The organism is Nocardia sp. NPDC019219 (assembly GCF_040632645.1).
Taxonomy (GTDB): Bacteria; Actinomycetota; Actinomycetes; order Mycobacteriales; family Mycobacteriaceae; genus Nocardia; species Nocardia sputorum.
In genome coordinates, this window is sequence record NZ_JBEYCG010000011.1 from 162564 (window position 1) to 180744 (window position 18181).

The 18181-nt window shown below is 67.3% G+C and carries 17 protein-coding genes; 4 read left to right on the forward strand and 13 right to left on the reverse strand.

The annotated features are described in order from the left end of the window. Window positions 1–8: 8 nt before the first annotated feature. From ABZ552_RS21240 to ABZ552_RS21255, 4 genes are all read right to left on the reverse strand, one after another. The gene (locus tag ABZ552_RS21240; protein WP_281874776.1) at window positions 9–818 is read right to left on the reverse strand and encodes an RNA polymerase sigma factor SigF; all 810 of its coding nucleotides are present in this window, start codon (window positions 816–818) and stop codon (window positions 9–11) included. Then, a complete protein-coding gene (locus ABZ552_RS21245; RefSeq protein WP_281874777.1) occupies window positions 811–1248 on the reverse strand; it encodes an anti-sigma factor in 438 nt (145 codons plus the stop codon). The genes ABZ552_RS21240 and ABZ552_RS21245 overlap by 8 nt, the downstream gene beginning before the upstream one ends. Before the next feature lie 109 nt (window positions 1249–1357). Further along, window positions 1358–1834, reverse strand: coding sequence for a hypothetical protein (locus tag ABZ552_RS21250; RefSeq protein WP_281874778.1), 477 nt, complete (start codon window positions 1832–1834; stop codon window positions 1358–1360). 110 nt (window positions 1835–1944) lie between these two features. Next, window positions 1945–2376: a VOC family protein gene (locus tag ABZ552_RS21255; RefSeq protein ID WP_281874779.1), complete on the reverse strand. Its 432-nt coding sequence runs from the start codon at window positions 2374–2376 to the stop codon at window positions 1945–1947. Between the two features lie 144 nt (window positions 2377–2520). Between ABZ552_RS21255 and ABZ552_RS21260 the strand changes: the two genes are divergently transcribed. After that, window positions 2521–3495 (forward strand): helix-turn-helix domain-containing protein, encoded by a 975-nt coding sequence (locus ABZ552_RS21260; RefSeq protein ID WP_281874780.1) that lies wholly within the window; start codon window positions 2521–2523, stop codon window positions 3493–3495. A gap of 292 nt (window positions 3496–3787) precedes the next feature. Next, on the forward strand, window positions 3788–5644 hold the full coding sequence (locus ABZ552_RS21265) for a DNA/RNA non-specific endonuclease (RefSeq protein ID WP_357439182.1): 1857 nt from the start codon (window positions 3788–3790) through the stop codon (window positions 5642–5644). Between the two features lie 31 nt (window positions 5645–5675). Here the strand turns inward: ABZ552_RS21265 and ABZ552_RS21270 are convergent, their stop codons facing one another. The 3 genes from ABZ552_RS21270 to ABZ552_RS21280 all read right to left on the reverse strand — a co-directional run bounded on the left by ABZ552_RS21270 (window position 5676) and on the right by ABZ552_RS21280 (window position 7948). After that, on the reverse strand, window positions 5676–6134 hold the full coding sequence (locus ABZ552_RS21270; protein WP_281874782.1) for an SRPBCC family protein: 459 nt from the start codon (window positions 6132–6134) through the stop codon (window positions 5676–5678). A gap of 372 nt (window positions 6135–6506) precedes the next feature. Then, window positions 6507–7733 (reverse strand): cytochrome P450, encoded by a 1227-nt coding sequence (locus ABZ552_RS21275; RefSeq protein WP_281874783.1) that lies wholly within the window; start codon window positions 7731–7733, stop codon window positions 6507–6509. After that, window positions 7730–7948, reverse strand: coding sequence for a ferredoxin (locus tag ABZ552_RS21280; protein WP_281874784.1), 219 nt, complete (start codon window positions 7946–7948; stop codon window positions 7730–7732). Before ABZ552_RS21280 ends, ABZ552_RS21275 begins: the two co-directional genes overlap by 4 nt. Window positions 7949–8226: 278 nt before the next feature. Here ABZ552_RS21280 and ABZ552_RS21285 point away from each other — a divergent pair, with 278 nt between their 5' ends. Further along, a complete protein-coding gene (locus ABZ552_RS21285; protein ID WP_281874785.1) occupies window positions 8227–11379 on the forward strand; it encodes a BTAD domain-containing putative transcriptional regulator in 3153 nt (1050 codons plus the stop codon). 84 nt (window positions 11380–11463) lie between these two features. On the opposite strand, the gene ABZ552_RS21290 is transcribed toward ABZ552_RS21285, so the two are convergent. From ABZ552_RS21290 to ABZ552_RS21300, 3 genes are read right to left on the reverse strand one after another with little or no spacing between them, the layout of a single operon-like run. Beyond that, on the reverse strand, window positions 11464–12108 hold the full coding sequence (locus tag ABZ552_RS21290; RefSeq protein ID WP_281874786.1) for a DUF4097 family beta strand repeat-containing protein: 645 nt from the start codon (window positions 12106–12108) through the stop codon (window positions 11464–11466). 45 nt (window positions 12109–12153) lie between these two features. Then, window positions 12154–12915: an ABC transporter permease gene (locus ABZ552_RS21295; protein WP_281874788.1), complete on the reverse strand. Its 762-nt coding sequence runs from the start codon at window positions 12913–12915 to the stop codon at window positions 12154–12156. Continuing rightward, complete coding sequence (locus tag ABZ552_RS21300) at window positions 12912–13856, reverse strand: ATP-binding cassette domain-containing protein (protein ID WP_357439187.1); 945 nt, start codon at window positions 13854–13856, stop codon at window positions 12912–12914. Before ABZ552_RS21300 ends, ABZ552_RS21295 begins: the two co-directional genes overlap by 4 nt. Window positions 13857–13983: 127 nt before the next feature. Between ABZ552_RS21300 and ABZ552_RS21305 the strand changes: the two genes are divergently transcribed. Continuing rightward, a complete protein-coding gene (locus ABZ552_RS21305) occupies window positions 13984–14202 on the forward strand; it encodes a DUF6374 family protein (RefSeq protein ID WP_281916968.1) in 219 nt (72 codons plus the stop codon). Window positions 14203–14292: 90 nt separating this feature from the next. On the opposite strand, the gene ABZ552_RS21310 is transcribed toward ABZ552_RS21305, so the two are convergent. The 3 genes from ABZ552_RS21310 to ABZ552_RS21320 all read right to left on the reverse strand — a co-directional run bounded on the left by ABZ552_RS21310 (window position 14293) and on the right by ABZ552_RS21320 (window position 18035). Further along, window positions 14293–15354 carry a D-isomer specific 2-hydroxyacid dehydrogenase family protein gene (locus tag ABZ552_RS21310; protein WP_281916967.1) on the reverse strand — a complete coding sequence of 354 codons (1062 nt, stop codon included), beginning with the start codon at window positions 15352–15354 and terminating at the stop codon, window positions 14293–14295. After that, entirely contained in the window at window positions 15351–16445 is a 1095-nt protein-coding gene (locus ABZ552_RS21315; RefSeq protein ID WP_281916966.1) for a pyridoxal phosphate-dependent aminotransferase, read from the reverse strand. The genes ABZ552_RS21310 and ABZ552_RS21315 overlap by 4 nt, the downstream gene beginning before the upstream one ends. Before the next feature lie 171 nt (window positions 16446–16616). Continuing rightward, a complete protein-coding gene (locus ABZ552_RS21320; protein WP_281916965.1) occupies window positions 16617–18035 on the reverse strand; it encodes an MFS transporter in 1419 nt (472 codons plus the stop codon). Window positions 18036–18181 lie beyond the last annotated feature (146 nt).

Genomic DNA, 18181 nt, shown 5'->3' on the forward strand with positions numbered 1-18181 from the left:
GCCGCCGGTCAGTCCCGCAGGGCCTGCTCGCGCAGCGATTTCAAGGTCTTCGACAGAATCCGCGAGACCTGCATCTGCGAACAGCCGATCCGCTGGGCGATCTGTTCCTGGGACATCGAATCGAAGAAGCGCATCACCAGCACCTGCTTCTCGCGTTCGGGCAACGCGGCCAGCAGCGGCTTCACCGCCAGATAGTTCTCCACGGTGCTGAAATCGGGGTCCTCGGCGCCGAGCGAGTCCAGCAGCGAGGGACCGCCGGATTCCGCGTCGTCGGTGTCGGAGGCGGCGTCGATCGACGAGGTCTGGTATGCGTTGCGGGCGATGAGCGCCTGGGTCACCTCGTTGAGGTCCGCGCCCAGTTCCTCGGCGATCTCCCGCGCCCGCGGCATCCGGCCCAGCCGTTGCGACAGGATCTCCACCGTCGGACCGATGGTGGACTGGATCTCCTTGAGCCGCCGCGGCACTCGCACCGACCACGCGTAGTCGCGGAAATGCCTGCGCACTTCGCCCATGATCGTCGGCACGGCGAACGAGAGGAAGGTCGCGCCGTGTCCCGGATCGAAGCGGTCGACGGCGGCGAGCATGCCCACCCGGGCGATCTGCAGCAGGTCCTCGAAGCTCTCGCCACGCCCGCTGAACTTGCGGGCGATGTGTTCGGCCAGCGGGAGACAGCGCTCGATCAATTCGGCGCGCACGGCCTCGCGGCGCGGATCGTCCGGGGCCAGCGCGGCCAGTTCGGCGAAGAGCGGCTCGATATTGTCGTAGCTGTCGCCCCGCGATTTGCGCTTGGAATCGACCTGATTCGGCTCGCTACTCATTATTCGAGCCGCCGCGCACCCAACGGAAGTCGACGACAGTCGGGTAGCCGCCCGCGGCGGAGTCGTGCGCGCCGCGCGACGCCGAGACCGAATCCGTCAGCGTGGCCACGATGTGCCAGCCGAAGCCGGACTCGTCCGGGCTGGTGTCCGACACCGTGACGGTGCAGACGCGCACGTCCACCGCGTCGTCCTCGAAGCCGAACGCGCACTCCAGTTCCGCCCCGTCCACCGCGTCCAGCACCAGCGCACTGGCCACCTCGTCGAGCGCCAGCCGGATGTCGGTCACCTCATCGATGCCGAAATCGGCCATGAGCATGACCGTCTCGGCCAAGGCACGCAGCATCGCCAGCTGTTCGGATACCGCGGGCACCCGCACACTGATCGTGCCGGTCCGCGTCGTCGCGGGAGGAGTCCCCTCACCCTTGCTCATGCACAGCTCCCAGAAGTCGCGCCGTCCGTCGGAGCGCCAAGCCTACGCCCTCTCGTCCACGGGCTTCGATCGGCCACGGCACAACACGCGCGTCGCCGCCCGACGATCATCATTCCGCCCCCGATGTCCGTTTCGCCGGAAGACGACGACGGCCGTCCTCGACCGCACGCACCAGATCCGTGTACGCGATCTCCAGCTCGGCCAGCCGGGTCCACGCCGCATGCATGCGCTCGCCGCCCGGGTCGTCGTTCATCAGCAGATAGAACGCTTCTTCCGCGACCGCCGCCATCCCATCGATCACCTCACCCAGGCTGGCGTCGTGCAGCCGGACCCCCGGCGCGGCGCGCGGCAGGTGCAACGTCGCCCACGTGTCGATCCGGTCGACCAACTCGGCTCGGCGCCGCCGGATCACGACCTCGTCGCGCGCGTCGTCGCGGCACTGCCGGTGTAGTTCGGTCAACTCGCGCGCCCACCGGCTGACCGGGCCCTGCACGTGCTGCCCGCCCAGCGCGCACAGCAGAGCGCTCGGGCTGGGCAACGCCGCGTTCTCGGACAGCTTTCGCGGTCGAGCACGCTGGACCAGCATCGGCCTACCTCCCCGGCACGACCGCACCGATCGCGCGGCCGGTCGTCCAAGCCTTCATCAGGACAGCGTTCATTCCGGATCCGGCATGCCCGCTGTGGGCGCGCGCAAACTCACAGGGGCGCAGTCAGTTCGAGATGGATGCCGTCGGGGTCGGAGAACGACAGGATCGCGATCCCGAAATCGGCCATTTCGGTGATCTCGCCGTGTTCGATGCCTGCCTCGGACAGGCGAGCGGCCGCGGCCACCAGATCGTCCCGCGTGGGAACGGTGAAGCTGAGATGGTCAAGACCCACCCGTTCCGAATCGAATCGGTCGGTCGGGGCGGCCACCGGCCGCAGGCCCAGCAGCATGCCGTTGGCCTGGAACACCACGCCACCGAACAGCCGCATCGGATCGGAGCGCACCGCCGGATCGTCCGGGCTGCCAGGCGACTCGGCGGCGATCGGGAAACCGAGCACGTCTCGGTAGAAGGCACGGGACCGAGCGATGTCGGTCACCGTCAACCGGATGTGGTGGGTTCCGGTCGTTTCGATCAAGGTCACATGAACTCCCAGCAGACAAGGTACGGCGGGCTCGATCGGCTCGCCGGGCGGTGCTGCCGGTGGCGAGCCGTCTGGCGATGACGGTAGGACACAATCGCGCCGGAACCGAGTGTCGTGAACGACATCTTCGGTACCGTTTCCGACATGGACGTCGTCGTCTTCGTCGTGGACGGCGTGGCCGACTTCGGTTACGCCGCCCTGCTCGAGACCTTCAACACCGCCAATGCCGTGCGCGCCGAACTCCCCGGCTCACCGGAGCCGTGGCGGGTGCGCAGCGCGTCGTTCGGCGCCACGGTGCGGTCGGGCCACGGCAACACCGTGCCGACCATCCCGCTCGACGAGCTCGGCGACGACTTCGAGCTGATGATCGTGCCCGCGGTGAACGTCCTGGAGGCCGCGGCGCTGGTCGACCTCGTCTCCGCCCCGGCCAGCCGTCCCGTCCTCGACCGGCTGATCGCGGCCCGCGATCGGGGAGCTCATCTCGCCGGCGCGTGCACCGGAACGTTCTTCCTGGCCGAGGCGGGCGTGCTGGACGGTTCCCCCGCGACCACGAGCTGGTGGCTGGGCCCCAGTTTCCGGCGCCGTTATCCCCGTGTCGACCTCGACGAGGGCCGGACACTGTGCCGCGGCCGTGGCGTCAGCACCGCGGGCGCGGCGCTGTCGCACATGGACCTGGCCCTGTCACTGATCGCGGCCAAGAGCCCGGCGCTGGCCGAGCGCGCCATGCGCTACCTCGCGGTCGGCGCGGGACGACCGCAACGCGAGTTCATCGTTCCCGAGATCATCGCCCGCGGCGATTCCGTGACCGCCGCCTTCGAACGCTGGGTCCGCGCGCACCTCGGCGAGAATTTCCGGATCGCCCACGCCGCCCGCGCCATCGGCGTCACCGAACGCAGCCTGCAGCGGGCCACACACGCCGAACTGGGCATGTCCCCCACCGAATTCGTGCACGACATCCGCCTGGAACGCGCCGTGCACCTGCTGCGCACCACGTCGCTCACGGTGGACGCGGTGGCCGCCAAGGTGGGCTATCTCAACGCCGGAACCCTGCGCGGTCTGTTCCGCCGCCGACGCGGCATGTCCATCTCCGAAATCCGCATGACGCGCCTGTCGTACTGAGTCCCCGATCGCCCTCGCGGCACCCGGGGCCGAGGCGCCGTACGCCGACATGGGCCGTTTCGGGCGCTGGTCGATCACCGCGCCTGGCCGATCCTGCTCTTCCCGGCGGCGCATCCTGCGGCGACGGCGACAGCTCTCGCCGAACGTCGCTGAGGGCGACAGCGGATTAACGTCATACCTCCTTTTCGAGTAGTTCGCTACTCGTGTGCGGACGACTTCGTGGCCCGACGATGGCGAAAGCAGGTGCGACGACGACGTCCCACCCCAGCGAACCTCGAACACGGAGTCACCCATGCCTGCGAAAAAGAACTCACCCGCCCGCCGGACGCACGCCCGGAAAGACGATCTTCGCACCGCACTGCGCAAATTCATCCGCACCAAGGGCGAGAATTTCCTCGAAGATCCCAATATCTCCTCGATCGGCGTCGGCTACAAGCAAGTCGACGGAAAGCCGACCGGTGAGATCGCGGTGCAGTTCACCGTGAACGAGAAGGTGTCCGAACCGGAGGAACTCGAAGCACTTGGCACATCGACGATTCCGGAGACCGTCACCGTCGACGGGATCGAGGTGCCGACCGATGTCCTGCAGCGCAAATTCGAGCCGGCCTTCCGGCTGGTCGCCGAAGCGGTGGCGCCGGAGCGCAAGACGCGCCTGGATCCGATCGTTCCCGGAATCAGCGTCGCCCACCCTGCCAGCACAGCCGGAACGATCGGTTGCGTGGTCTACGACCGGGATGACGGGACGCCGTACGTATTGAGCAATTGGCACGTCCTGCACACCTCGGCGGGCAGGCTCGGCGACGACGTCGTGCAGCCGGGGCCGCGCGACGACAATCGCATCGACCGCAATCGGCTCGGCAAACTCGTCCGGTCCCATCTCGGCACGGCGGGCGACTGCGCCGTCGCCGTCATCGAGAACCGGCAATTCAGCGGCGAAGTCAGCGGGCTCGGCGTCGTCCCGGAACGCCTCGGGGACCCCGAACTGGGTGACACAGTGATCAAGAGCGGCCGGACCACGGCGGTCACCCACGGCATCGTGCGGCGCGTCGACGTGGTCGCCAAGATCGACTACCGCGGGGTGGGCAGCAAGAGCATCGGCGGCTTCGAGATCGGACCGGACCCCGGCCATCCGCCGTCCGACGGCGAGATCAGCAGCGGCGGCGATTCCGGATCGGCGTGGTTGTTCACGCTACCCGACGGCGCCACGAGCACCGTCCTGGCCGGACTGCATTTCGCCGGGGAAACGGGCTCGGACACCGACGAGCACGCGCTGGCCTGCCTGCCGCAATCGGTGTTCGAGAAGCTCGGCATCACGTTGACCCCGCCCGCCCCGGAAGAGGTCGCGGTCGTCGCCGGATACGATCCGCATTTCCTCGCGTCGCCGATTCCGCTGCCCGAGGTGGACGCCGAGGTCCGCCCCGACGTGGCGACCGCGCTCGACGGCGCGGACGTCCTGCACTACACGCACTTCTCCCTCGCGATGCGCCGCTCGCGCCGCTTCGCCATCTGGGTGGCCTGGAACATCGACGGAGCCTCGATGAAGAAGCTCTCGCGGAAGAAGATCGACTTCGTCAAGGATCCGCGGCTCGACGCGGACGTCCAGGTCGGCAACGAGCTGTATCGCGACAACCGGCTCGATCGCGGCCACCTCGCGCGCCGGGCGGATCTGCTCTGGGGCAGCATGCCCGAAGCGGCGAAAGCCAACAGGGACTCGTTCTTCTACACCAACATCACCCCGCAGATGGACGACTTCAACCAGAGCATGCGCGACGGGCTCTGGGGACGGCTCGAGGATGCCGTCTTCGCCGACGCCACCGTCGACGACCTCAAGGTCAGCGCGTTCGGCGGCCCGGTCTTCACCGCGGACGACCGGGAATTCCGGCAGGTCCGGATCCCGCGCGAGTTCTGGAAGGTCATCGCGTTCGAGGACAACGGCGAACTGAAAGCCCGCGGCTTCCTGCTGAGCCAGAACCTGGATCAGCTGGAGGCCCTCGATCTCGACGAGTTCCGCGTCTTCCAGGTCCCGTTGACCGAGATCGAGCAGCGCACCCGCTTCCATTTCCCGCAAGCACTGCGAGACGCGGATCTGCAATTGGCGCCGGAAGAGGTCGCCGCCCCGTTGAACACGGTCGCGGACATCCAGTGGTGAGCCCGGACCGGTTCGATACGTGACCGCTCCGCTATACCGCGCGGGATTGCGGTGGCGCGGTGAATCCTTCGGCGAATTCGATGAAGTTCTGCACGACGGTTTCGCTCTCGCGGCGGACACTGCGCTTGAGGAGAAGTCCCGGCAACAGCAGGGAGGAGTGCAGTTCGGTGTGATACCAGACCTGCGATCCCGCGCGATCGGCGGACACTTCGAACCACCCGCCGCCGCCGAGGCCGACACAGCTGTCCATGACCTGCCAGGACACTCGGTCATCGACCCAGTCGTATTCGAGCACTTGCAGGTCCGACCGGCCCAGCAGCGTCTCGGCGGTCACGTAAACCCGTTGCGGACGCCCGGATTCGTCTCGGGTGGCCACGCGCGCATCCGAATACGTCGACCATTCGGGGAGCATTTCGATCGCGGCGACCGCATCGAAGACCTGGGCGGGATCGACGGCGACGGTGAAATGTATATCCGTTTTAACGCGCATAACTCCTCCACCCCCGGTTCCGACCCGGCCGATTCTGCCCGGGACGCTTCGCATCCGTCAACCCACTCTTACGCCGCAATCATCGGCTATGCGCGAATGCCGATGTCAGAAGCTCCCCAGAGTTGAAAATAGGTAGTCAGCTACCCGCAGGCTATTGGTAGGCAGAATAGTTACCGGCGAGTATCAAAGTAGGATCACAGACTTTCGCCGCCGCCATCGCGGCAGCGATATGCCGATCACCGCGACGGCCGTTCGGCGATAGCCGGGAATACGCCGCGGGAGTGCCGAGCGGGCAGGTCCGGCAAGGTCTCCCTGCCGATTCGCCGGCTCACAACCCACTCGGCACCTGCCCGGCGACATCGGGCAAAGCTTTTACCCGCCCGATTCCGTCCAGGTGACCGGCAATTCGTGGACGCCATAGATATTCATGTCGGTCCTGAGCCGCACCTCGCCGGCGGGGATGGCGAGCTCGAGGGACGGGAAGCGGCGCAGCAGTCCGGCGAAACCGGCGCGCATCTCGATGCGGGCCAGTTGCTGGCCGAGGCACTGGTGGACGCCGTGGCCGAAGGACAGGTGACCGCGGGCCTTGCGATGGACGTCCAGGGTGTCGGGGTTGTCGAAGCGCTGGGGGTCGCGGTTGGCGGCCAGCAACGAGACGACGACGGTCGACCCCTTGCCGATCGTTTCACCGCCGAGTTCGATGTCGTCCGTGGCGTAGCGGTAGAAGATGTCGGCCACGGACAGGTAGCGCATGAGTTCCTCGACGGCGTCGGGGATCAGCTCCGGGTCGGCGCGCAGTTCGGCCAGCTGCTCGGGATGCTCCAGGAGCGCGAAGGTGGCCAGCGCGAGCATGTTGGCGGTGGTCTCGTGGCCCGCGAGCAGCAGCAGGAAGGCGATGCCGGTCAGCTCCTCGATGGTGAGGTCGTCGTGCCGAGCCAGGTCGGAGAGGATGTCCTCGCCGGGTTCGGCGCGTTTGGCCGTGACCAGTTGCGCCAAGTACGTGGTCATCGCGCCGTACGCGGCCATCTTCTCGTCGAGCGACTGGTCCTTGACCAAGAACTTGGCGGTGTTGACCTGGAAGGTGGCCCGGTCCGCGTAGGGAACCCCGAGCAGTTCGCAGATCACCAACGAGGGCACCGGCAGCGCGAACGCCTCGACCAGGTCGACCGGCGGGGCCAGGCGCCCCATCTCGTCCAGTTGCCGCTCGGTGATCTCGATGATGTGCTCTTCGAGCTGCTTCATGCGCTTGACGGTGAAGGCGCCGGTGAGCTTGCGCCGCAGCCGGGTGTGGTCGGGCGGGTCCATGGCGATGAACAAGCCGGGCGTCTGCGGGGACGGTTCGGTGGCGACGGGCATGCCGGGGGTCTCGTACGGCACGTGGACGATGCCGATGTCCTGGCGGGAGCTGAACCGGGTGTCGGCCATGAGCCTGCGGACCGCGTCGTAGCCGGTGACCAGCCAGCCCTCGTGACCGTCGGGGAAGAGCATGGGACTGACCGGGCGAACCTCGCGCAGCCGGGTGATCTCGCGGGGCGGGTCGAACGGACCCGCGTCGCGCTCCAGGGGGAGGCCGTGCGGGATCGGAACTGCCTGACTCATCGGTTTTCCTCTCGTGGCGATTGTTCGACGATGGTGATCGCGCCGGACGGGCACACCTCGGCGGCCGCACGGACCGCAGGCTCCCGCTCGGGCGCGGGTGCGGGGTCCAGCGGCACCACCCGGCCGTCCTCGGAGTCCTGGTCGAATACTCCGGGGGCGGTCAGTACGCACATACCGGCGCCGACGCAGCGCTCCCGGTCCACCCTGAGTTCCACCGGTTACCCCTCCGCCCAGATGATCGGGAGGGAACGCGCGTCGCAGCCGAATGTGTCCGTGTGCAGCGCGCTGCCGTCGAGGATCGTCCTGTCCCCGTAGGTCTTTCGCCGCCCAGAAGCGATTGCTGAACTATTCACACGAACACTGTCGCCAGCCGGGCTGATACCGGCCTGACACCGACCTGACACGTGCCCGTCGGAGCGGTCGCCATCCGGGGGACGGGTGGCGCCGCTGACCGCCGATCGTGCACGGCAGAATGGGTCCGGTGCAGATCGGGATGCTTGGACCGCTCGAGATCCGGCTAGATGACGGCGGATCGATCGAGGTGCCAGGCGCTCGGTTGCGGGCGCTGTTGATCGCCCTCGCGCTCGAGCCCGGTCGCGCGGTCCCGAAAACGACGCTGGTCGATTGGATTTGGGGCGAGCAGCCACCCTCCGACACGGCGAACGCCCTGCAGGCACTGGTCTCCCGCCTGCGCAGGGTGCTGCCGGAGGGGTCGCTCGACGGACAGGCGGGCGGATACCGGCTGGCGGTGCAACCCCGCGCCGTCGACGCCGTGCGCTTCCAGCAGCTTCTCGACCAGGCCCGCGGCGGCGGCGACGCGCATCGCGCCCAGCTGCTGCGCGAAGCGCTCGACCTGTGGCGCGGTGCGCCGATGCAGGACGTCGGTATGTCCGACAGCGCAGCGTTCGACGCGGTGGTCACCCGGCTCGACGGGCTGCGCCTGGCCGCCATGGAAGATCTGTACGAGGCGGAGATCCGCCTCGGCCGGGGCACGGAGCTGGTCGCCGAGCTGACCGAACTGGTGGCCCGGCATCCGCTGCGGGAACGGCTCGTCGCCGCGCTGATGCGTGCGCTCGCCGCCGCAGGTCGTGGCGCCGAAGCGCTGGTCGCGTACCAGCGCGCGCGGGAGGCACTCGCCGACACGCTGGGCGTGGATCCCTCCCCGGAACTCTCCGCTCTGCACGTCGCGCTGCTGCGCGGCGAAGTGCGAGCGGAGAACACCGACCCGAAGACGAACCTGCGGGCCGAGTTGACCAGATACGTCGGCAAATACGCCGACATCGCCGCCGTGCGCGAACTCATCGCGAACCATCGGCTCACCACGCTGACCGGGCCCGGTGGCTCGGGGAAGACCAGGCTGGCCCTGGAAACTGCGCGCACCATGCTCGACGACCTCCCGGACGGGGCCTGGCTGGTGGAACTGGCGTCGGTCGGCGCGAGTGGCGACGTGGCGCAATCGGCGCTCGCCGCGCTCGGCCTCCGCGACGCGCTGCTCGGCGGCGCGCCGAACGCCGAACCGATGGACCGGCTCGTCGCGGCGATCCGCGAGCGCGAAACCCTGCTGGTCCTGGACAACTGCGAGCACGTGATCGAGTCCGCCGCGGCGTTCGCCCACCGGGTGCTCGGGGAATGTCGGCGGCTGCGGATCCTCGCGACGAGCAGGGAACCGCTCGGCATCACTGGTGAGGCGTTATGGCAGGTCGAGCCACTGGCGTTGCCCGCCGAGGACGCGGACCCCGGTGCCATCGAGTCCTCTCCGGCGGTGCAGCTGTTGCGGGACCGGGCCGGCGCGGTGCGCAAGGATCTCGCGGCCGATGCCCGCACGCTGTCGACCATGGCGCGCGTCTGCCGGGCGCTCGACGGGATCCCGCTGGCGATCGAGCTGGCCGCGGCCAGGCTGCGCACCATGTCCCTCGATCAGCTCGCCAACCGCCTCGACGATCGATTCCGCTTGCTGACCGGCGGCAGCCGTACCGCGATCCCGCAGCACCGGACGTTGCGGGCGGTCGTCGACTGGAGCTGGGAGCTGCTCACCGATGCCGAACGGATGGTCCTGCGCAGGCTCGCGGTGTTCTCCGGCGGCGCGAGCCTGGACGCGGCCGAGCGGGTCTGCGCGGGGAGCGGACCCGAAGGGGACGGAAAGAACGCGGCGGTAGAGCAGTGGGAGGTGCTCGAGCTGCTGACCGCGCTGACCGAGAAATCGCTGCTGCTCACCGCAGGGGACAGCGGGCCGCGCTTCCGGATGCTCGACACGATCAAGCAGTACGCCCTGGACCGGCTCGTGGAAGCGGGGGAATCCGAGCACGCGCGCCGCGCGCATCTCGCGTACTTCACCGAACTCGCCGACGCCGCGGAACCGCGCCTGCGCCGCGCCGACCAGCTGGAGTGGCTCGCCACGCTCGAGGCCGAGCACGACAACATCGCTGTCGCGATGCGTGGCGCCCTCGCGGCCGGCGACGCGACCGGGGCGACGCGGCTGGCGGCGGCCGCGGGCTGGTACTGGTGGCTCAGCGGGCACAAGGCCGAGGGCATGGAACTGATCACCGCGGCCGCCGACCTGCCCGGCGAGGTGGACGACGAGATCCGGGCCAGGGTGTATGGGCTGGTCGTGCATTTCCTGGTCTCAGGGCCGAACGACGAACAGCAAGTAGCGGAATGGATCCACAAGGCGTACCGCGTGAGCCGGCGCAGTGAAAGCCGGTACCCCCTGCTGGGCTTCGTAGTCGCGATGGAACGCATGCTGGAGGGTCCCGAGGCGTTGCTGCCCGCCTTCGAGCCGCTACTCGGCGACGACGACCCTTGGGTGCGGGCGCTGGCCCGGCTCCAACTGGGCAAGGCGCGGATCGCGCTCGGCCAAGAGGGACGGGAGGCGGACGAGTATCTCGAGACGGCGCTCGCCGAGTTCCGGGCGATCGGCGAGCGCTGGGGGATTTCGTTCGCGCTCACCGAAGTGGCGAATCGAATCGCCATGCGCGGTGCGTTCGCCGGCGCGTGCGAGCATCTCGACCAGGCGATCGGGGTGGTCACGGAGGTCGGCGCGATCGAGGACGTCTTCCTGATCCGGGCGCGGCAGGCCCAGCTGTACTGGCTGCTCGGTGATGCCGAAGCGAGCGCGGCCGCCATGGCCGAGGCGCAGCGGTACGCGGATCGGTCCGCCTGGCCGAACGCACTGGCCACCCTCGCCCTGACCAAAGCGGAGCTGGCCCGGTGGAGCGGCGACACCGAGCAGGCGTACCGGCAGATCGACCTCGCGACAACCCTGCTCGGCGGTGATGCGGAGCAAAGTTACATTCAGGCGGTAACCCACGACCTGCTCGGCTACCTCGCGGACGATCTCGATGATGCCCGCGAACAACGGGCCGCGGCCTTCCGGGCGGCATCCGCCACGGGGTACTCGCCCCTGGTCGCCCAGGTGCTCATCGGGGTCGCGGACCTGGCGCTGCGCGACGACCAGGACGAGCAGGCCGCGCGCCTGCTCGCGGCGAGTGCCCGAGTGCGCGGACTGCCCGATCGATCCCAGCCGGATGTGGGCCGGATCGAGCAGACAGCACGACGTCGCCTCGGTGAAGCGAGATTCACCGAGGCGACGAGGGAAGGTGCGCAGGCGAGCTGGCGTGAACTGGTCGAGACCACACTCCGTTCTTGATCGTGGCGGAAACCGGCCACACTCTGGTATAGGGCGCCGACCTGGTGTCGCGCCGCCGTAGGGCGTGTGGAGCGGCTGGGTGGGCTAGGCGGCGGTGGCGTGCCGAATGATGATGTTGCCGTAGGAGTTTCGCGCGTAGACCCGCACGACGTCCTCGGTGTCCGCCGATCGTCCGACCGGTTGCATCTCGTTCTGCACGGTGCCGTGCTGGGCGTTGGTCTCCAGCCATGCCGCGCTGCCCTGGCTGATTCCGACCCGCAGTTCGCCCATGGATGTCTCCAGCCGGAGCACGCCGCGTGACGCTTCGCCGATGTGGATGTCGCCTTTGGCGGTTTTCGCGGTCACCGAGCCGCGCGGGCGCTCCACGGCGATGTCCCCGGCGGACATCTGCAGATCGCACTCGCCGAGTTCGCCCGCGCCCAGCAACCGGCCCACGGCGGCGGTGCCCTTCAGCCGCGAGCCGGTGGGCACCTCGATGGTCACCTCGATCGACGGGTTGCCGCCGAACGGGGTGTAGGTGCGCCAGTCCTTCGGCGTTTTCACGGTCAGCGCGCCCGCGCCGAAATCGACCTGGGTTTGCTCGGCGGCGCGCACGTCGCCCTTCTTGGACGCATCGGCCGGCCGGACCTCGACGACGGTGTCGCTACGGTCCGAGGCGATCACGGTGACGCTGCCGGAGAGCACGTCGACGGTGACGGCGATCGGGTCCGGTGTCTCGAACGTGGGCATGGCTGTCTCCTTCGGAAATGGTTTCGATACGGGGTGATCGCGTAACTACACGCGCTTGTCGAAGGTGGCTCTCGACCACAGGTATCCGACCAGGGCGAATCCGGCGCACCAGGCGAGCGCGGCGGCCGTGTAGCCGCCGGACGGGTGGCCACCGAGAAACCCACGCAAGGCTTCGATGATCGGCGTGAAGGGCTGATACTGCGCGAATTGCCGGATGCCCGGACCCATCTGGTCGGCGGGCACGATCGCACTGCTCACGAACGGCAGCATGATCAGCGGCACCACGGTCATACCCGCGGATTCCGGGGTCTTCGCGGCCATGCCCAGCGCGACCGTGAGCCAGGCGGCCGCGAACGAGGTCGCCGCTATGACGCCGATCGCGCCGAGCCAGTCGAGCGCGGTCGCGGGCGACCGGAACCCCAGCGCGAAGGCCACACCGAGCACGGCCGCGACGGCCACCACGTTGGTCAGTACGGTGGCCGCGACGTGGCCGGTCAGTACCGCGCCCCGGGAGACGCTCATGACCTTGAACCGGTTGATGACGCCCTTCGCCATGTCGGAGCTCACCGATACCGCGGTGCCCGACAACCCGTAGCTGATGGCCAGCAGGATCATGCCCGGCGTGGCGTAATCGATGTACCGCTCGCCCACATCGAACGCGTTGCCGAAGACGTACACGAAGATCAGCATCATCACGACCGGCATCAGCGCCGCGTTGAAGATCGTGACCGGCGTCCGGGCGATGTGCTTGAAGTTGCGCCGCAGCATGATCGACGAATCGGCCAGCGGTGCGGAAATGGTGCTCATGATGCGACAGCCTCCGTGGTGGCGTGACCGGTCAGGGCGAAGAAGACATCGTCGAGGTCAGGTGTGTGGACGGACACCTCGTCGGCGTCCACCGAGTGCTCGGCGAGCCGATTCAGCAGGTCCCGCAGCGATTTCGTCCCGCCGTCGCCCGGGACCCGCAAGGTCAGGGCCTCGTCGTCGCGGGTGGCGGCGGGCAGAATGCGCGCCGCCGCGTCCAGTTCCGTGACGGTGACGAACCGGAGCCGGATGTGGCTGCCGGGCACTCGGCGCTTGAGGTCGTCGGGAGCGCCTTCGCCCACGATGCGGCCCTGGTCGAGCACCGCGATCCGGTCGGCCAGCTGGTCGGCTTCCTCGAGGTACTGGGTGGTGAGGAAGATCGTCACCCCGCCGGCCGTCAGTTCCCGGACGATTTCCCACATGGTGCGGCGGCTGCGCGGATCCAGTCCGGTGGTCGGCTCGTCCAGGAAAACGATCTCCGGTTTGGTGACCAGTGTCATCGCCAGGTCCAATTTCCGGCGCATGCCCCCGGAATAGGACGACGCCTGCTTCCGCGCCGAGTCGACCAGATCGAACCGTTCCAGCAATTCGGCGATCACCCGCTTGCTCTCGTCGGCCCGCAGATGATGCAGATCCGCCATCAGCCTCAGGTTCTCTTCCCCCGTCAGCAGGTCGTCCACCGCCGCGAACTGACCGGTGACCCCGATCGCCGCGCGTACCGCGTCGGCTTCGGTCGCGATATCGTGCCCCGCGACACGTGCCGTGCCGCCATCCACCTTCAGCAGCGTGGTCAGCACGTTCACCGTCGTCGTCTTACCCGCCCCATTCGGACCGAGCAAAGCGAAAATCGTCCCGGCACCGATATTCAAATCAATGCCATCGAGGATCGCCTTGTCCCCGTATGCCTTCCGCAGCCCGGAAGCTGCAATTGCTGTGTTGTTCACAGGAGCACTGTCGCCAACCGGGCTGATACCGGTCTGACACCGGGCTGACACGTCGCTGACACGGCGCCCGGGCTCCCGATCGCGCCTACATCGAAAATGTGTTCGACTCGAGGTAGGGTGCCGGAGCATGCCGGAACTCGAGCCCGCCCAGTTCGCTCAGATGCAGATCAACGCCGTTCGCAGGCAGCTGCTCGACGCCGCCGCCTTCGGAAAGCACCTGGCCCCCGAGCAACTGGAGAGCATGGCGGGAAGACTGGCCGATGGGTTGCGCGCGTACACCGAAGCCGTCACACCCACCACGCCGCCGACCGACGGACGCGCCTGCCTCGATTACCGACGCCGCTGACGTCCCCGATCCGGTGTCGTCCGCGAGGTGTCATCGCGGCGAGCAGACCCGGCCGAGGGATCGGGCACCTCGCCCCTTCGCCGGATGCCCTCAATTCCGGCCGACTGCTTCGACATCGTCATGAGTCCTGGTACGCACTGGCAACCAATGGGCATGGTCACGGAAGCCAGGGTTGACCACTCGTCGATCCTCGCCTGTGGAAAGGAGATTCCCGATGGACTCGACATTGGTCTCGAGCATCGCGCGGAAGGATTCTTCGGTAGCACCGGCCGCGTACGGGGTGACGAGAAACTTGTTGTCGCTCAATGCCATCAGCCCGAAAGGATCGTCCTGCGCGGAGGGCGCGGGAGCGATGTAGTAACCGTCCATGGCGGCTGCCGCGAGGCGACCGTCGAGCAGCGCGGTGCGCAACGACGCCGGATCCACGAGATTCGCTTCGGAAGTGTTGATCAGGATCGCGCCCGGCTTGACGGCAGCAAGCTGCGGTTCACCGATTATCCGCTCCGTCTGCGGGCCGTATGAAGCGTGCAGACTGATGACATCGGCCTCGGCAACCAGCTCGGACAGCTCGACCCGGCGAGCGGCGATCTCGCGTTCCAGGCCCGGTTTCGCTGTTCGGCTCACGTAGACCACCCGCATCCCGAAACCGTTGGCGGCTATCCGGGCGACGATCGTGCCGATGTCCCCCATGCCGACGATGCCCAACGTCTTCGCATGGAGGTTGCGCCCCTTGCTCTCGCGCCACCGACCGGCTTTCGTTTCCATCGTCAGATCCGTGATCCTGCGCCAGGCATCGAGCATGAGCCCGATGGTGAATTCTGCGACCGCACGCGCGTTGGCTCCAGGCGCGTTGGTCACCGCGATTCCCGCCGTAGTCGCCGCAGCGGTATCGATGTACGCGTGATACCCGACACCCAGGAACGCTATGACTTTGAGGTCGTCGGCAGTGGACAGCGCGGCGGCGGTCGCCCGTTCCAGACCACCGAGGATGTAGGCATCCTTGCCCACCAGCGCACGCGCCAATTCGCTTTCGGATAGATCGGTGCCACGAACGTCGACTTCGAGACGGTGTTGCCGCAGCCATTCCATATCCGCCTGCGTCGGATCGGCCCCGGTGAGCAAGGCGCGATAACGGCTCGATCCAGTGTTCATGGTCGCGCGTCCTTCGCGGCGAGACGGATCGCGGTGTCGCGCAGCAACCGCGCACCCTCCCGCACGAGCTGCGGGTCGCGGGCCAAGGCGACGCGAACGAAATTTCGCCCGAGGTCCGGCTCATTCCAGAAGAAGTTCGTTCCGGGTAGCACGTGCACGCCCTCCCGGATCGCCTCGTGGACGAATTCACCGCAATCGAGCCCGTCGGGGAGAAGTAGCCAGTCCACCGAAACCGGTGATCGCACGTCGGTGATGAATTCCAACGGTCCGTCCGACAGAATCGACCGCAGGATCGACCTGTTCTGCAGCACAACAGGCAGGACGCTACGCTCGACACCGTTCTTCGAGCTGTCTTCGATGAATTCCGTCAGCACCCGCAGATGGAAAGGAGAGACGCTCTGTAACAAATCGTCGTGCAGCCGGTACATGTCTTTGTACATATCCGGACTGCATACCGTCAAGCCGACCTTGATTTCACTGGTGGGCCACGTTTTGCCGGTGTCTTCGAGCACGATATACGAGACCCCGGATCCCTCCAGCACCTCGTACTGGGACCAACCGATCGGCACCGGGGAAAAGAACCGAAACGACGAGTCGAGAACCAGTGTGCAACCGCGGTCGGCGCAACACCGAACCAGTGTCCTGAACTCGGCTTCGGACAGCGTCCACCCGGTGGGGTTGTTCGGGGAGACCAGCCAGACCACGGCGGGTTCGAGCCGGGCCATCGCCCCCGGCAGATGTTCGACCGTGCAATCCTGCTCCGTCAGCGGAACGAGCTCGACATTCTCGCGGCGCAAGATGGACGAAATATTGTCGAAAACCGGCTCGATCAACGCGACTCGTTTGCCCGCACGAGCACAGTGGCTTACCACCATCGTGATCGCGGAGGACGCGGAGTACGACAGCATATACCTGGAGACATCCTGGTGCATCGGCTCACCGGCCAGGGTCAGGAAGGCGCTGAGGAACGCCTGTTCCAACTCGGACTGCGATTGCTTTCGCGCCTCGTGGAACAGCTCTGGGAACCGCTCGACGATCTCGATCTGCGAGCCTGTCAGCGGTTGACGACAATGGGCATCCGACAGGTTCACCGCTCGATCGAGACTACGTCTCTCGTATGTGGTACTGGTGGTGTGCCCGAGCGGATTCAGAAGATTCGAACAGCGCGTACGAATAGAAGTCACGGTTGGTAAACCTTCCAGATGGTAGTTGCAACTAGAACGCATGGCTCGTCGGCCACAGCAGGAAGTGAATTCGCGAAATCACACCGGGCGCCGGCTCCATGGCGAGTCTTTGGGCGCACGCGGCGGCGGAATCCTGGTCCACGGTGTCGAAACGCGGCGCATTTCGATGCACCCCGGCTCGGCGGCTTCGGAATTCGAGGACGATAATGCCCAGAGTTCCGTTCGGTCATGATTTTCGAGAACCGGCGGGTTCGCCGTCTTCGCAGAGTTGCCATTTCCCTCCGGCGTGGCGTCGAGTGAACCATAAAGGTTGTCGCCGAGGGCAGCGTCCAGTATCCGCTTCGTCGCGCGGACGACGAGTGCTCGACTCACTTCGTCGGGCGCCCCGGGCGTGGGGGCGGCACGCGCCGCGATCCGGCCCAGCCCGACTCCCGCGACGATTCCGATCGCGGCCGAGGACAGGAAGCCTCCTGACGAACCGGCGAAGTCGACGGACTGACTCGCCACGATGCTTCCCAAAGCGACGCCGACCCACATCAGGCTGGCATGAAACCCGAGGGCCTCGCCAAGAGCATCCTCGGACACCACGGCATTCATCCGATCACCGCTTGCCGGGAATACCGCACCGGCCAGGGCGCCGACGGTGAAAACGGCTATGCCCAGCTCGGTCGGCCCGGGCGCGAAGGTACAAGGCAACACCCCGACTCCGAGCCCGACCAGCAGAACATACGGCGAGATGGGTCGGGAGATCGCGCCGTAGATGTACCCACCGGCCACCGCCCCGGCCGCGCCGATGGCCAGCATCAGACCGATCGAACTCTTGGCGTCGAAATCGTGCATCACCGTGATGACACTCAGTTCCTCCGCACAAAGGACGGCAGCGGCTGCGGCGTATCCGAGGCACGGCGCCACGAACCCGGTTTTCAACCAGAGTCGCCGCGGGGCACGCCGTGGCATTCCGCTCGTCTCGGTGCGCAGGGGCGGGTCCTGCCGCAACAACACGACCCCGCAACCCACCGCCACCAGTCGAACCACGAGCAGCACCGCCGTCGTGTCCCACAGAGTCAGTGCCGCGACAGCCAGCGGCGGCCCGACCAGAAGCGACACATCCGCGGTGACCTCGTACGCGGCGAGCGCCGGTCGCCGCTCCTGTTCGGTCGTGGCGATCGTGATGGCCTGTTTCGCGACGTTGATGACCGGTATCTCGAACCATCCCGCCAGCGCAGCGAGCAACAGCAACACCGGGAACGGCGCGAAAGGCGCGATCAGCCAGCAAATTCCGTTCACCAGGATGGCCGGAGCCATGGTGGCCCGCAAGCCCGATCGATCGAGCCGCGGGCCGCGCCGCAGTTCGGTGCCGGCCATACACAGGTAGACCACCGTGCTCAAGAGGCCCGCGGCGCCGTAGGAAAGGCCCAACGTATGCCGCACGTGCATTACCAGCAAGAGGGATTGGGAGTTGAGAACAGTCCGGAACAGCAGACTCAACAGAATCATGTTCCGGACCGTCCGATTCGCCAGCAGCTCTCGATAGGCTCTCATTCCCACTCACCTCTCGGAGTGGAACCTTCACTTCTGCGCGCGATCGGCGCTGTTGTGCGTTGCTCGGTCACGGAGCTCACTCGGCAGCACGGACACGCGAA